At 39.1% G+C, this 15,270-nt stretch carries 13 protein-coding genes; 2 read left to right on the top strand and 11 right to left on the bottom strand.

Annotated features, from left to right (window positions below; translation table 11 throughout):
- Positions 1 to 3 precede the first annotated feature (3 nt).
- The 6 genes from dxs to D1093_RS04835 all read right to left on the bottom strand — a co-directional run bounded on the left by dxs (position 4) and on the right by D1093_RS04835 (position 6,624).
- Complete coding sequence (gene dxs / locus D1093_RS04860; RefSeq protein WP_120101010.1) at positions 4 to 1,911, bottom strand: 1-deoxy-D-xylulose-5-phosphate synthase; 1,908 nt, start codon at positions 1,909 to 1,911, stop codon at positions 4 to 6.
- Positions 1,912 to 2,155: 244 nt separating this feature from the next.
- Positions 2,156 to 2,410 (bottom strand): exodeoxyribonuclease VII small subunit, encoded by a 255-nt coding sequence (locus D1093_RS04855; RefSeq protein ID WP_120102341.1) that lies wholly within the window; start codon positions 2,408 to 2,410, stop codon positions 2,156 to 2,158.
- A 7-nt stretch (positions 2,411 to 2,417) separates the two neighbouring features.
- Positions 2,418 to 3,521 (bottom strand): 3,4-dihydroxy-2-butanone-4-phosphate synthase, encoded by a 1,104-nt coding sequence (ribB, locus tag D1093_RS04850; protein WP_120101008.1) that lies wholly within the window; start codon positions 3,519 to 3,521, stop codon positions 2,418 to 2,420.
- A 15-nt stretch (positions 3,522 to 3,536) separates the two neighbouring features.
- A complete protein-coding gene (gene aroC / locus D1093_RS04845) occupies positions 3,537 to 4,625 on the bottom strand; it encodes a chorismate synthase (RefSeq protein ID WP_120101006.1) in 1,089 nt (362 codons plus the stop codon).
- 146 nt (positions 4,626 to 4,771) lie between these two features.
- A complete protein-coding gene (gene fabI / locus D1093_RS04840) occupies positions 4,772 to 5,590 on the bottom strand; it encodes an enoyl-ACP reductase FabI (RefSeq protein ID WP_120101004.1) in 819 nt (272 codons plus the stop codon).
- Positions 5,591 to 5,721: 131 nt separating this feature from the next.
- Positions 5,722 to 6,624 carry a DnaJ C-terminal domain-containing protein gene (locus tag D1093_RS04835; protein ID WP_120101003.1) on the bottom strand — a complete coding sequence of 301 codons (903 nt, stop codon included), beginning with the start codon at positions 6,622 to 6,624 and terminating at the stop codon, positions 5,722 to 5,724.
- Between the two features lie 331 nt (positions 6,625 to 6,955).
- Between D1093_RS04835 and pdxH the strand changes: the two genes are divergently transcribed.
- A complete protein-coding gene (gene pdxH / locus D1093_RS04830; protein ID WP_120101001.1) occupies positions 6,956 to 7,579 on the top strand; it encodes a pyridoxamine 5'-phosphate oxidase in 624 nt (207 codons plus the stop codon).
- Positions 7,580 to 8,118: 539 nt separating this feature from the next.
- Here the strand turns inward: pdxH and ubiA are convergent.
- Entirely contained in the window at positions 8,119 to 9,123 is a 1,005-nt protein-coding gene (ubiA, locus tag D1093_RS04825; RefSeq protein ID WP_120101000.1) for a 4-hydroxybenzoate octaprenyltransferase, read from the bottom strand.
- Between the two features lie 90 nt (positions 9,124 to 9,213).
- Between ubiA and purD the strand changes: the two genes are divergently transcribed.
- The gene (gene purD / locus D1093_RS04820) at positions 9,214 to 10,488 is read left to right on the top strand and encodes a phosphoribosylamine--glycine ligase (RefSeq protein ID WP_120100998.1); all 1,275 of its coding nucleotides are present in this window, start codon (positions 9,214 to 9,216) and stop codon (positions 10,486 to 10,488) included.
- Between the two features lie 917 nt (positions 10,489 to 11,405).
- On the opposite strand, the gene D1093_RS04815 is transcribed toward purD, so the two are convergent.
- The 4 genes from D1093_RS04815 to D1093_RS04800 form a co-directional block, all read right to left on the bottom strand.
- Positions 11,406 to 11,933: a DUF6101 family protein gene (locus D1093_RS04815; RefSeq protein WP_120100996.1), complete on the bottom strand. Its 528-nt coding sequence runs from the start codon at positions 11,931 to 11,933 to the stop codon at positions 11,406 to 11,408.
- Between the two features lie 143 nt (positions 11,934 to 12,076).
- Positions 12,077 to 13,486 (bottom strand): FAD-binding oxidoreductase, encoded by a 1,410-nt coding sequence (locus tag D1093_RS04810; protein WP_120100994.1) that lies wholly within the window; start codon positions 13,484 to 13,486, stop codon positions 12,077 to 12,079.
- Between the two features lie 2 nt (positions 13,487 to 13,488).
- Positions 13,489 to 14,451 carry an L-threonylcarbamoyladenylate synthase gene (locus D1093_RS04805; RefSeq protein WP_120100992.1) on the bottom strand — a complete coding sequence of 321 codons (963 nt, stop codon included), beginning with the start codon at positions 14,449 to 14,451 and terminating at the stop codon, positions 13,489 to 13,491.
- Positions 14,448 to 15,122, bottom strand: a complete 675-nt coding sequence (locus tag D1093_RS04800) for a ribonuclease HII (RefSeq protein WP_120100991.1) — start codon at positions 15,120 to 15,122, stop codon at positions 14,448 to 14,450. The genes D1093_RS04805 and D1093_RS04800 overlap by 4 nt, the downstream gene beginning before the upstream one ends.
- Positions 15,123 to 15,270: the final 148 nt, after the last annotated feature.

Genomic DNA, 15,270 nt, shown 5'->3' with positions numbered 1-15,270 from the left:
TTTCTATTCCATTCGAATCTCGCGTCCCACGACCGTTAACACCGTGTTGACAATACCCATAGCATCAAGCCCAATCGTTGAGAGAACTTTTTCTGGTGAACCATGATTCAAATATTCATCAGGAAATTTTAGTGTACGAACTTTTAAACCATGCTCTAAGAGCCCTTCTTGTGCTAAAAATTGTAATAAATGCGCTCCAAATCCACCGATTGCACCTTCTTCAATTGTCACCAAAACTTCATGCTCACGTGCTAAACGACGCATCAAATCCTTATCCAAAGGTTTTGCAAACCGTGCATCTGCAACCGTCGTCGATAACCCTTTAGCTCCCAACCTATCAGCAGCTTGCAACACTTCTGACATCCGTGTTCCAAAACAAACCAGAGCGATCCTATTTCCTTCACGCAGAATACGCCCTTTTCCAATTTCTAATATCTCCCCACGTTGCGGTAAATCTATACCAATACCTTCACCACGTGGATAACGAAAAGAAATGGGCCCCTGATCATAAGCTGCAGCTGTACGTACCATATGCATCAGCTCAAGTTCATCTGAAGGCGCCATAACAACAAACTCAGGAAGCGTAGCCAAAAAAACAATATCAAAACTGCCAGCGTGCGTTGCCCCATCTGCCCCCACAAAACCTGCTCTATCAATAGCAAAACGTACTGGTAACTTTTGAATTGATACATCATGAATAATTTGATCATAAGCACGCTGTAAAAAAGTAGAATAAATTGCAACAAAAGGCTTATACCCTTCACAAGCAAGTCCGGCCGCAAAAGTTACGGCATGTTGCTCAGCAATCCCAACATCAAACATCTTTTTAGGAAATTTTTCTGCAAAAGCATCAAGTCCTGTCCCTGTTGGCATCGCTGCCGTTATGCCAACAATCTTATCATCATGGCATGCCTCTTCTATTAAAGCTTTAGAAAATACCTTGGTATAGGGTAAGATATTACTTGATGCCTTAACCTGTTTTCCTGTCGTGACATCAAAACGATTAACACCATGATATTTATCGGACGAGGCTTCTGCAGGTGGATATCCCTTTCCCTTATGGGTTACAACATGCACCAAAACAGGACCATAAGGGTATTCTCGAACATTTTTTAAAACAGGCAATAAATGCCCTAAATTGTGCCCATCTATGGGGCCAACATAATAAAAGCCAAGCTCATCAAATAACGTTCCCCCTACCAAAAGGCCACGCGCAAACTCCTCTGAACGACGTGCCTTGTCCCAAAAAAACTTTGGCAATTTTTCACTCAACATTTTTACGCGTTCGCGTAAATGACGATAAGAAGGACGAGAGACTAACCGTGCAAGATGTGCACTCATAGAACCTGTAGGCGGTGCGATAGACATATCGTTATCATTTAGAATAACAATCAAGCGTGCATTCAAAGCACCAGCGTTATTCATTGCTTCATAAGCCATACCCGCAGACATTGCACCATCACCAATGACAGCAATGACTTTGCGTTTTGTCTCTTCTTTCAAAGCACTTGCCACCGCCATGCCAAGCCCTGCCGAAATAGAAGTTGATGAGTGCCCCGCTCCAAATGGATCATACACACTCTCTACACGTTTTGTAAAACCTGATAGCCCGCCCTCTTGACGTAATGTGCGAATTTTTTCTCTACGCCCCGTTAAAATTTTGTGTGGATAGGTTTGATGACCAACATCCCAAATAATCCTATCCTCTGGTGTATTAAAAATATAATGTAATGCAACTGTAAGCTCAACAACACCAAGTCCTGCTCCAAGATGACCTCCTGTTACAGAAACCGCATCAATCGTTTCGGTCCGCAACTCATTAGCCAACTGTACCAGATAAGACTCAGGTAATACCCGCAAATCTTGCGGGAAACAAACACGGTCAAGCAATGGTGTTAAGACCTGAGACAAAAAAATTCCTTTCTATTATCTTAGCTCAAGAGAAAGCAACGATTAAAAATATATTTTTTCTACTCGTTTATTGAGAGCTTTACATCTTTTTTACTGAAAAATGCTCTTCTCTCTTTGAGATGATTGATGATCTTTTCCATTTTTAACTTATTTTATAAAAAAGAAATCAATAAAATTTGCTTTCTATAAACTAAGATTATTGCATTCCTTAATCCCCACAATAAATATCCCAAAATATTTAATATTATTGAGCGTCAAGCGGCTCTACACCTTCTGGAGAACCTTCCTGTAAAAGCTGAATTTTTTCAACTTTGGTCTCAGCAAGCTTCAAGAGTTTTTCACAATGTTTTTTCAGCGCTTCACCACGTTCATAAATATCAATGGATTGTTCCAAAGGCACATCGCCACGTTCTAAGTTTTCAACAATAACTTCAAGTTGCTTAAGCGCTTGCTCAAAGCTTAAAGCTGTAATATCCCCCTTTTGTATCTCTTTTTTCATATGAACCTCAAAAAATATCTGTTCTAGATATACGAATTCCAAAACCTTCTAAACCTAAATAACGATTCTCTTTAGAAGCATAAACAATAACAGAGCCTATTCCTAAATATTTTAAAATCTGCGATCCTAAACCAATTTTGCGCCATTCTTCTTCACGTTCAATCGCCTGCACATGTTTTTCTAAAACGTCTCTTGCCATATTTTGAATGCCCATAGTTGATTGTATAACAGATCCTTCACGCAAATAAACAAATACACCACGTTTTTCTTTTTCCATCATACGCTGCATCATCACCATGATATCTGAAGATTGACAAAAAACGTCATTTATAATATTTTCATGGCGTAAATGCACAGGAATACCCTCTCCCTCACGGATATCACCAAAAATAATCGCAATATGTTGAACAGCTTCCCAAGGGAGTTGATAACTTTGAATAATAGCAGGACCTACAGGTGTTTCAATCGGCATTTCTCCAACACGCTTGATCAATATTTCTTTACGCTGTCGGTAAGCAATTAAATCTGCAACCGTTATGATATGCAACCGATGTTCTTGTGCAAATTTGGTAATCTGATCGCCATGTTTAACGCTTCCATCATCATTGACTAACTCACCAATAACACCAACCGGTGGCAAACCAGCTAATTGACATAAATCAACAGCGGCTTCCGTATGACCTGAACGCATGAGAACCCCCCCTTCATGCGCAATCAGAGGGAAAACATGCCCTGGACGAACAAAATCATCCGCACTTGCACTCGAATTTGCAAGATTACGCACCGCTAATGTACGGTCATGCGCTGAAATCCCTGTTGTTATGCCGTGTTTAAAATCAACAGTAACCGTAAATTGCGTCCCATGCGCAGAGTTATTATCTCGTACCATAGGAGCAAGATTAAATCGTTGTGCTTCCTTTTTGGGCATAGGTGTACACACAATACCCGTTGTGTGACGAAGAATAAATGCCATCTTTTCTTCTGTACAATGCGCTGCAGCAACCGTTAAATCACCTTCATTTTCACGGTCATCATCATCTGTCACCACAATAATTTCACCGCATTCAAAAGCTTTCAGCGCAGAAACAATTTTTTCTTCATTATACGCCATTATTCACCTTCTCAATCACCCCACTTGACCGCGATGTCTTAAATAATGATCAGCAAGTGCACAAGCAACCATCGCTTCACCAACAGGAACGGCACGAATCCCAACACATGGATCATGGCGTCCCTTCGTTATAACGTCTACATCATGACCATCAACATCCACAGAGCGACGAGGTGTTAAAATGGATGACGTAGGTTTTACAGCAAAACGTGCAACAATTGGCTGTCCACTCGATATTCCCCCTAAAATACCACCAGCATGATTGGATAAAAAAAGTGGTTTTCCGTCATTTCCCATCCGCATTTCATCGGCATTTTCTTCTCCCCTCAAGCAGGCTGCCGCAAAACCATCACCAATTTCAACCCCTTTTACCGCATTAATTGACATAAGGTATGATGCAATGTCTTGATCAAGTTTTGCGTAAATAGGGGCTCCTAAACCTGCCGGAACATTTTCTGCAACGATTTCAATAACCGCACCAACAGATGTCCCATCTTTACGAATTTTACGGATATAATCACTAAAAATTTGAACCATCTCTGCATCAGCTGTAAAAAAAGGATTATTCTCAACCTCTGTCCAATCCCAACGATCACGATTAATCTTATGGGGACCAATGGCTATCACGGCTCCTCGTACAACCAAACCAGGAACAATTTTACGAGCCAACGCACCAGCCGCAACACGTGCTGCTGTCTCGCGTGCTGAAGCACGCCCTCCCCCTCGAAAATCACGAATGCCATATTTAACATCATAAGTATAATCTGCATGACCAGGACGATATTGATGAGCAATTTCTCCATAATCTTGAGAGCGTTGATCTGTATTTCGAATCAATAGAGAAATTGGTGTGCCTGTTGTAACGAATGTTCCCCCATCTTCTGGAGCAATTGCTCCTGAAAGGATTTCTACTTGATCTTGTTCTCGGCGCTGCGTTGTATATAAGGATTGCCCAGGTCTACGCTTATCGAGATAAGCTTGGATTTCTGCACGCGTAAAAATAATTCCCGGGGGACAACCATCAATGACACAACCAAGAGCAGCTCCATGACTTTCACCCCATGTTGTTACACGAAACAAATGACCAAATGTATTATGCGACATCAAAAAGATCCGTTTCTCTGTCAAATATATGCAATAACAACGCATGTGGAGCTATACACAAAACAGCTCCTTAACTTCAAAATATTCTTGGCTACTTTAAATTTGGTCAAATCATCGCTATCCAATACAAATCCTATAAACCAAACTTATTCTTTAACGACGGAAATATCTGGAGCATCAACGGCTTTCATACCGATGATATTATAACCTGAATCGACATGATGAACTTCACCGGTCACAGAACGAGATAAATCCGAAAGAAAATAAAGGGCAGAATCACCTACCTCTTCAATTGACACCGTACGACGTAAGGGAGCATTATATTCATTCCATTTTAGAATATAACGGAAATCACCAATACCTGAAGCCGCTAGCGTTTTAATCGGCCCAGCAGATATCGCATTAACACGAATCTTTTGGGGACCTAAGTCTACCGCTAAATATTTCACGCTCGCTTCAAGAGCAGCTTTGGCAACCCCCATGACATTATAATTGGGAACAACCTTTTCCGCACCATAATAGGTTAGTGTTAAGATAGACCCACCCTCTACCATCAACTTTTCTGCACGCTTTGCTAGAGCTGTTAGAGAATAAACAGAAATATTCATAGTCATCATAAAATTTGATTCGCTGATATCAATATAACGACCACTTAATTCATCTTTATCAGAAAAACCAATAGCATGAACTAAAAAATCGAGTTTGCCCCATTTCTTCTCTATGGTTCTAAAGATCGCATCAATAGAGGCACTGTCAGAAACATCACAATGTCCACAAACAATCCCCTTTAATTCTTCAGCCAAAGGCTCAACACGCTTTTTCATTGCTTCACCCTGATAGGTAAAAGCAAGCTCTGCTCCTGCAGCACTCGCTGCTTTAGCGATTCCCCAAGCGATGGAGCGATTATTGGCCAACCCCAAAATTAAACCACGCTTCCCATACAATAAACCATTACCCTTAGCCATCAGCACTGCCCCATTGTTACTTAAAATGAATATTATTCATCTGCCTATGGCATAGGTCAACTTTTTCTTCAAGTAATTGGTTTAAAATCAAACAAAAACTATGCTTTATATATATATCAAAATTTTAAAAATTAAGCTTTTTGCGTTCGCAAAAACTGTTCCAGCGCAGCATTTTCGCCTTCCGGCAACATAATACGAACATGCACATAAAGATCATCTCTTGTACCATTTTTTAAACGAAGCCCCTTTCCTTTCAACCGCAAAACACGATCAGAACTTGACCAAGCAGGAATCGTCAAAACCACACGTCCCTCCAATGTCTCAACTTCCTCTTTTGATCCCAAAACAGCATGTTTAAGAGAAACGGGTAAATCAAGATGGAGCGCTCTTCCTTCAACCCGAAAACGAGGATGTCTTTGAATCTGAATGGTTATCAACGCATCTCCTGCTTGCCCATGTGGAACCTCTTCTCCCTGACCTTTCAAACGAATAGTTTGCCCATCTTCAATATAATCAGGAAGTTTAATTTTTAACTTTTTTCCATGAGGAAAAACAACTTCCACCTTTTCTGCGCCAACCATCTGCTCTAATGTTATGGTAAGATTAGCGCGAACATGAGCTCCTTGTTGAGGACGATTATAGTGTGTGGAATTCGAAAAGCTACCACCTCCTCCAAATAGATCGCGAAAAATATCACTCGCATCAAAACTTGCTCCCCCTGAAGAGGAAAAATCAAATCCTTTTGCTCTTCCGGAAAAGGGATTTTGTTTATTGTTAAAATTTTCACCAGCACCATAGGCTTGATAAAGTGGTTTGCCTTCCATATCAATTTCACCGCGGTCAAATTGTGCCTTTTTATCTTTATCACCTATAATTTCATAAGCTTGATTAATTTCAGAAAACTTTTCTTTAGCCTTTGCATCATCTTTATTGTGATCTGGATGATACTTCTTTGCTAATTTTCTAAATGCTGATTTAATCTCTTGCGGTTTTGCGGTACGTGCCACACCCAGAATCGTGTAGGGATCACGCATGTTGCCCTCTTTTCAATTTTTTCGTTTTCAAAATATCAACCGATATGTCGCTCAATATTCCTTATAGCTTCATCAGTCTATTCTAGAGAATAATTTCTTCTTTTCTTTATATGTCTATTAAGAAACTAAAATACCAGATAAAATGAAATATTTATCTAATATAGCTCATTGTTGTCTATGCTAAATACAAAAATAACAAAACCACCCTAAAAATACTTGTTAAAAATATATGAAAGCATTGGCTTTTTGAAAATAAGAAAAAATGGTACTTTACTTCTTGATGAAAAAATAAATGAGAAAATGTCCATGCTCACTGACATTTGGAGATACTATGAGCGATAATATACCAACAGACGATCATTTTATGCACATGCAAAAACCTTTTGAACTTTTTGCAAAGTGGCTTGAAGAGGCAACGATCAGCGAAATAAATGATCCGAATGCTATGGCACTTGCAACAGTTGACGAAACTGGTCTCCCTAATGTTCGTATGGTTCTCCTCAAAGATTATAATCCTCAAGGCTTCGTCTTCTATACCAATTACGACAGCTGTAAAGGACAAGAAATTTTAAAATCAATGAAAGCATCCTTAGGGTTTCATTGGAAATCGCTTCGTCGTCAGGTCAGAATAAGAGGAATTGTTGAAAAAGTCAGTCCCCAGGAAGCTGATGCTTATTTCCAATCACGCCCCCGTGGGAGTCGAATTGGTGCATGGGCATCTAAACAATCTCAACCTTTAGAAAATCGTTTTGTGCTCGAAAAAGCAATTGCACAATATACTGCGCGTTATGCTCTAGGCAATATTCCACGGCCACCTTATTGGTCTGGTTTTCGTGTTAAACCCCTTTCTATAGAATTCTGGTGTGATCGCCCATTTCGTCTACATGATCGTCTGCTTTTTACACGCGATTGTGTTGAACACAACAATTGGAAAAGACAAAAACTTTATCCTTAATCCTTCAAGCTTCATCGTTACAAAGTTTTTTCTCACAGTTAAATGATGATTTTCTATTTGCTAAATTCTAAAAAGAGGTGATTTATTTCATTTCAAGAAGAACTTTATTTTTCTATAAACGTCGGTTGATAATGTTCTTCATCGCTTGAAACTAGGTTAGCGATAAGCTTCTTGAAGAAAAAATGCTGTCTTCAGCAAAATGATGCTTTTACTTTTGAACTTCTGATAAGGGAAGCAGTGATATTCAAAGGAAGCCTAGTATCATAAAATAGTCGTACCTATGTTGTTTCTAATGAATACATTGAAAGTGCACTTTCAATTAAAAAAGTTGTCTATTCCTTCTAAAGCCTATTTTTATTTCAATAAATTTAACAAAGCTGTTATTTCGAATAAGAAAGTTCTAGAACAAAACCAATCGTAAAATACAATCAAACTGTGAAAATGAAAAAAATAATAAACTTTAAAATCAATGAAAGTATCTTTGCATTTTCATTCCTCTCCTCATCAGTATAGAACGTATGACTTTAGCTAACGCGTTGTTAAACTGCAGGATAAAATATCATCCATAGACCACCACAGACTAAACCAGCAAAAATCAAAAAACCAATAAGCGAATTAGACTTGAAAAGCCTGAGGCATTGTGAACTGTCATCTATATCAATGACTTTAATTTGAATAAACATATGAATGCTTGCCGCTAAAATCCCCAAAAAACTCAAGAGAGGAACTTTAGCCAAATAAAATGCTAAACTAACGAATATGACAAAACCACCATACAGAAATACTAAAGCACGCTTAGTTCCTTTGCCAAAGAGAAGTGCCGTAGAACCGATACCAACAGTAGCATCATCCTCTTTATCTTGATGTGCGTAGATTGTATCGTATCCTATGGTCCACAAGATTGATCCCACATAAAGTAAAATTGGTGCCCAGCTTAAACTTCCAAACACAACAGCCCACCCCATTAATGCTCCCCAATTAAATGCAACGCCTAAAAAAAACTGCGGCCAATAGGTGACGCGTTTCATAAAAGGATAAAACGCAACAGCTATCAATGACGAAATACCTAGAAAAAAACTAAACGTATTAAATTGTGATAAAACACCTAAACCAACCAAACATTGCACAAGTATAAAAACTTTTGCCTGAAACCGACTCACATGACCTGTCGGTAATGGGCGAGAACGCGTTCTCTCGACCTGAGAATCAATTTTATGGTCAACAAGATCATTCCAAGTACATCCTGCCCCTCGCATAGCGATGGATCCTAGAAAAAAAAGAAAAAGATACCAAACCCAATGAAGAAATATTGGTAAAAGAGGTTTATCATGCATGTCATAAGAGAGAAAAGCCATTGTTGTTGACCAAAAACAAGGCCACATCAACAACTGCCATCCGATAGGCCGATCCCAACGCGCCAATTGCGCATAAAACCATAAAGAACAGGGAAGAAAATTATAGACCCATTGATTGGAGGATGCATCCATAACCCGTCCTTGACTATCATAGGACTGAACATGAGGAATATTTTTATTTTTTTTCATCAAATGATTTACCTTTAGTCTTGCGATAGAGACATTTCATTCTTATGAGAAGGAAATGAGATTAATCATCTTTTATGAGAGGAGCAAGCCATGAATATTCTTCTTATTGGCTCAGGTGGACGAGAACATGCTTTAGCATGGAAGATAGCAGCATCACCACTGCTGAAAAAGTTATATTGCGCTCCTGGAAATCCTGCAACAGCAGAATTTGGTGAAAATATTAATTTAGACATTGATGATCACCCCCTTGTTATTGATTTTTGTAAAGCACATTCTATTGATCTTGTGATTGTGGGACCAGAAGCACCATTGGTCGCTGGTATAACTGACTCTCTTAATAGGGCTAACATCTGTGTATTTGGTCCTACTCAAAAAGCTGCTCAACTAGAAGGTTCAAAAGCTTTTACAAAAGATTTATGTCGTAAGAATAACATTCCTACAGCAAGTTACCAATGCTTTAATGATGCGGCGAAAGCCAAAGCTTACATTCATCAACGAGGGGTTCCTATTGTCATTAAAGCAGATGGCTTAGCAGCTGGCAAAGGTGTTGTGGTTGCAACAACGATAGAAGAAGCATTGAACGCCGTTGATGCCTGCTTCAAAAGTGCCTTTGGAGATGCAGGAAACAAAATTGTTATCGAATCTTTTCTTGAAGGTGAAGAAGCAAGCTTCTTCTGTCTTTGTGATGGTAAAATTGCTCTTCCCTTTGGATCTGCTCAAGATCATAAACGTGTGGGAGATGGAGATACGGGAGCGAACACCGGTGGTATGGGAGCTTATTCACCAGCGCCCATTATGACCAAAGAAATGGTGAATCGTACCCTCAAAGAAATTGTTGAACCTGCTTTAAAAAGCATGCATGAAATGGGTGCCCCCTTTAAAGGCATTCTCTTCGTCGGATTGATGATAACGCAAAAAGGACCCGAACTCATTGAATTTAATGTACGATTCGGTGATCCTGAATGTCAAGTTTTAATGATGCGTCTCAAAGATGATATTCTACCGATATTTCTTGCCGCAGCTCAAGGAAAGCTTGAAAATAAACCTCTTCAGTGGTCCGATGAAACTGCTCTTACTGTTGTTATGGCTGCTCATGGTTATCCATCCTCTCCCCAAAAAGGAACCGTTATCCGTAACGTTGATAAAGTAAACACGCTTCCTGATGTAAAAGTTTTTCAAGCTGGTACCGCATTGCGCAATGGAGAACTTATTGCAAATGGAGGACGTGTTCTCAATATAACAGCAACAGGAAAAACCATTACGAACGCACAAAAACGTGCTTATGAAGCAGTTGATTGTATTGATTGGCCAGAAGGCTTTGTTCGTCGTGATATCGGATGGCGCGCCATTGCGCGAGAAAGCTAAATCTTTTGGTATTCTTTTTTATGATTTGATTCTTTCACCTAACAGCACGATACGCTAATTTTCTTATTATTTTATATTGACCATAACTTTGAAAAAAATGAGTATATTTTCCTTAAAAAAGTAAAATACCTAAAAAAGAATGCGCTTCATGTTATTCACGAACAAAGCAATATCTCTCATGCTCTTTCTTTCCCTTCACGATCTTAACCGTGAAGAGTATAAGCCCATTCTGCAATCTTAACTAAATAAAGATAAAAAACCATACTATCGTTGTATCCAACGCCCAATGTTATCGATAATCCTTGTTATTTAGAAAACTTATCAGGAAGTTTTTGTTTTTTTAATGGTTTTCACCCACATGGGCGCATCCCTTCCTTGTAACGTGCAAGAAAATGATTTTGATTATAAGAGAGAAATGAAATGGCAATATTATATTCCTAGCTCTCATTCAATATAACAAAGTGATTCATTATTTTTATAAATCAATAACTTGCTTTGACAAAAGAAATTGAAAAAAACTTCCAGCAATCTGCTCGTGTTTTAACGATGTAGCAAAACTAAAAATTACATCATTAATAAAAAAGCATTGAATATACTTAATTTCTGCTGCTAATATGTATTGTCAAAAAACTCTTATTTACAATCCTTGACTTCCTCTTTTCCTTAAAGAATGAAGACTCCTAATAGCTCCAGCCTTCACACAATTAAGCTTCTTATTGAGTTTTCCCTGAAATTTACACTCATATGTTTCACTGACATAAGGTGCGACAAGAAAACTGAAGAATATTCACCACGTCCCCTAAAAACACTTCATGTGGCGAAGTCTATATACCTCGCATTATCACGCTGAATAACAGCGTTTCACGGCTCAACAAAATCAACGCTTATGATCGCATAAAAATGAATACATATTGATATTACTGAAGTGCAATTCGATTCGCAATCACTAAACGCAAACCTAACGGGTTGCTATAACGAAGTGAAAAACGCTTTTGTTTAGAACGTGGCGTTGCATAAAAAAATTGATGTAAATCAGAACGATCTTTTACAACCACGATGCGATTATCTTCATTAATCATAAGCATGGGAAGATCATAAGTATCCGCCCATAAACGCCAATCCAGAAGAACATTATTCAAATCTCTGGAAACCAAAAGCGGAATACAAGATTCCTCATCTGCATGAAGTAACTCTAATGCAACAGCTCTTTCTCCTGAACGTGTTTTTACAGTACGTGCTGCAATTCCTTTGAAATGACAAGGGGGGACTAAATGCGATAAGCTTAAAGGTTTATCCGTTTTAAAAAAAACACCGCGTTCATTTAACGAACAAATGACCTTATTACCCGTTTTGGATGAAAAATATGTCGTCGTTTGTGGCAAATGGCACGGATCTAACCGAAATTCAAGCACCGCTTTTGCCTGATTAAAGCATTGATTAGCCATATACAGTGTCCCAATTTATCTTAAATAACATACACCTTTTAGCAACTTTTCCTCATTGGATTATTAAAAGTTTAAATAAAAAACAACTTGTTTCTTTTTTGGTTATTAAAACCTAAACAAAAATATAGATCAGCATTCTTGAATTATAATACTTTTCCAGGATTCATGATCCCTAAAGGATCGAGTGTTTTTTTTATTCCTCGCATAATATCCAATGCGACAGGCGATTTAAAAGAACGAAGTTCTTCGCGCTTAAGCTGACCAATTCCATGCTCAGCAGAAAATGCACCTTGATAGTTCATCACTAACCTATGAATGCGATGATTCATTTTTGACCATAACTGCAAAAATGCTGTCGTATCAGCGCCTATCGGTTGTGTAACATTATAATGCAAATTTCCATCTCCCATATGTCCAAAACAAACCACCCGCGCCCCTGGAGCAATATCTTCAATAATAAGTGCTGCTTCAGTAATAAAATCAGGAATGGAAGCAAGTGGTACTGCAATATCGTGCTTAATTGATCCTCCCGCTAACTTCTGTGCTGGTGATATAGCTTCGCGCAATTGCCAGAAGAAATCTTGTTGTTTCAAAGATTGCGCAACAATTGCATCTTCTATCACCGCCCTCTTTAAAGCCTTTTCTAAAATAATACTCAACACGGACAATGCTTCATCATTGCCTTGCAACGATGAAATGTTCATTAATACATACCATCCATGTTTCTGCTGAAAAGGAGACTTCTCACACATCTTATACTCTAAAGCCATTTGCAAACTGAGATTTCCCATGAGCTCAAAGCCCGTCACCATCCCTCCTCCATATTCTTGAGCCAGAGATAAAAATTCAAGAGCCTTCTCTGGATTATGTAACCCCACCAAAGCAACGGCTTTACCTTTTATTTTTGGAAAAATCTTCAAAACGGCTGCAGTTATAACGCCTAATGTACCTTCTGCTCCAATAAAAAGATTTTTCAAATCATAACCGCTATTGTCTTTTTTAACAAAGCGCAAATCATCCAAAAGGCGACCATCCGGTAAAACAACTTCTAAACCAAGGCAAAGATCACGCATATTGCCATAGGCTAAAACAGCAGTCCCTCCAGCATTTGACGAAAGATTTCCTCCTATTTGGCAAGAACCTTCAGAAGCCAAAGAAAGAGGGAAAAAACGGCCCGCTTCATCTACTTTTTTTTGTAAATCCTGTAAAATAACACCCGCTTCTACAACAACAAAATTCCCCTCAAGATTTATCGCTCTCATCTTATTTAACCGCTCCACAGATAAAAGAACGCTCTCTCCTCTTTCATCTGGTTGTTGCCCCCCTACGAGCCCTGTATTTCCACCCTGAGGTATAATTGGTGTGTGTGTTTGGCTCGCTAACTGCATAATCAATGAGATTTCTTGCGGTGAAGATGGACGTAAAAGTAAGGGTGTTTTGCCGTGAAAAAGTCCTCGCTCTTCAAGCAAATACGGCGCAATCAATGCCTGATCTGTTATAGCATACTTGGCACCAACAATTTCTTTAAACCTTTCAATTAATTCCTGCTCCATGTTCATTTCTCCCTTGGAGCCGCAGCCCGTATAAGACGATCATTGATCGCTTCCCCTAATCCCCATGATGGAATAGGTTCTACGGCAATACATCTCACTTTCAATGAATCCAATTCCTTCATGTATTGAAATAAATGAGAGGCTGCCTCTTCCAACTTTCCTTCCTCGCTAAGGTTTAAAATAAAAGCAGCATTTTCAGCCCCCATAACGCGCTTTGGACCAAATGCTAAAAGCGCTTCACCATTTTCCAACTTTTCTACATTCAAACGAATCGCAGCATTGGGCGCATAATGTGACTTTAACATCCCTGGAGCTTCAACCGCCGCCTTTTGATCTATCCGTTTTAAAGACCTTCCCACAACTTCTTCAATTTTATCAGCCACAAGCCCCCCTGGACGCAAAAGATAAATATTTTCACCACAAACCTTAATAATTGTTGATTCAAGCCCTATTCTAGTTGGTCCTCCATCCAATATCAAAGGAACAGATTCCCCCAAAGATGCAAAAACAGCCTCAGCCGAAGTAGGACTAAGACGCCCCGATTGATTCGCACTAGGCGCAGCAAGTGGACGCCCCAAACATTGTACAATTTCCGCAAAACGACTGTCTGGAAAACGAATAGCCAATGTATCCAAACCGGCAGTCGTTAAAGGATGGATATTATGCTGTTTCTTTAAAGGTAAAACCAATGTCAAAGGACCAGGCCAAAAAAACTCCATTAAGCGACGCGAAAGAAAATCAATTTCAACATAGCGTTCCGCCATTTCGATACCGTTGACATGCGCAATAAGAGGGTTAAATTGCGGACGCCTTTTTGTAGAAAAAATAGAAGAAAGTGCCCTTCCATTGGTTGCATCGCCCGCTAATCCATAAACAGTTTCCGTTGGTAATGCTACCAACCTGCCTTGTTCAAGAAGCGTCATTGCTTCTTTTATCGAAACGCTATTGAGCGGTCGAATCGTCATGATACATCATTCCTATAACGCTCTTTAAGTGGGGCAAAACTATAGCGATGTAGCCCTACAATTGGACCATATTTATCAAGAGCCCTACGATGGGCTAATGTTGCATACCCTACATGCTTCTCTAAACCATAATTTGTGTAAACTTGTCCTGCACACTCCATCATCCGGTCACGCGTTACTTTCGCAATAATAGATGCTGCTGCAATTGAAACCGAACGCTGATCACCCTTAATCAATGCCATTGCAGGACAGGGCAACTGAGAAGGGATATCACGTCCATCAACAAGTACATAGTGGGCTGGAACAGCTAACCCTATAATACAGCGACGCATTGCTTCTAAAGTTGCTTTTCTAATATTAGATTGATCAATTGTACGGGCACAAAGACTAGCAACTGAAGCGGCTAATGCACTTTGCAAAATTTCATGATAAAGCCTATTTCGTTGGAGAAAAGAAAGCTTTTTTGAATCATTTAACCCATCAGGAATACGATCTTTATCCAAGATAACTGCTGCCGTTACCACAGGACCAGCGAGAGGTCCCCGTCCTACTTCATCAACCCCTGCTACATGAAAAAAACCTTGTTTCTGCAAACCTAATTCGCACAAAAAATTTGGTTGAAACGACAAACTAAACCTCTTTGATAAATCACAAATACAAAAAACATACACCTATTTCTGCAACCTGCTTATTTTTTGTAAGCGTTACAGTTTTAAATAGCTTTTCAAACATTGCGTAAACTTTTGCACAAAATATAGAAATAAAAAAAGAGTCCCCTATCATCTATTTTCGCTTCTAAAAGATTATTCTCGCATGTAT

It is taken from the genome of Bartonella kosoyi (assembly GCF_003606325.2).
Classification (GTDB): domain Bacteria; phylum Pseudomonadota; class Alphaproteobacteria; order Rhizobiales; family Rhizobiaceae; genus Bartonella; species Bartonella kosoyi.
Note: the sequence above shows the minus strand (reverse complement) of the source record. Positions and strands in the feature narration are given on the sequence as shown.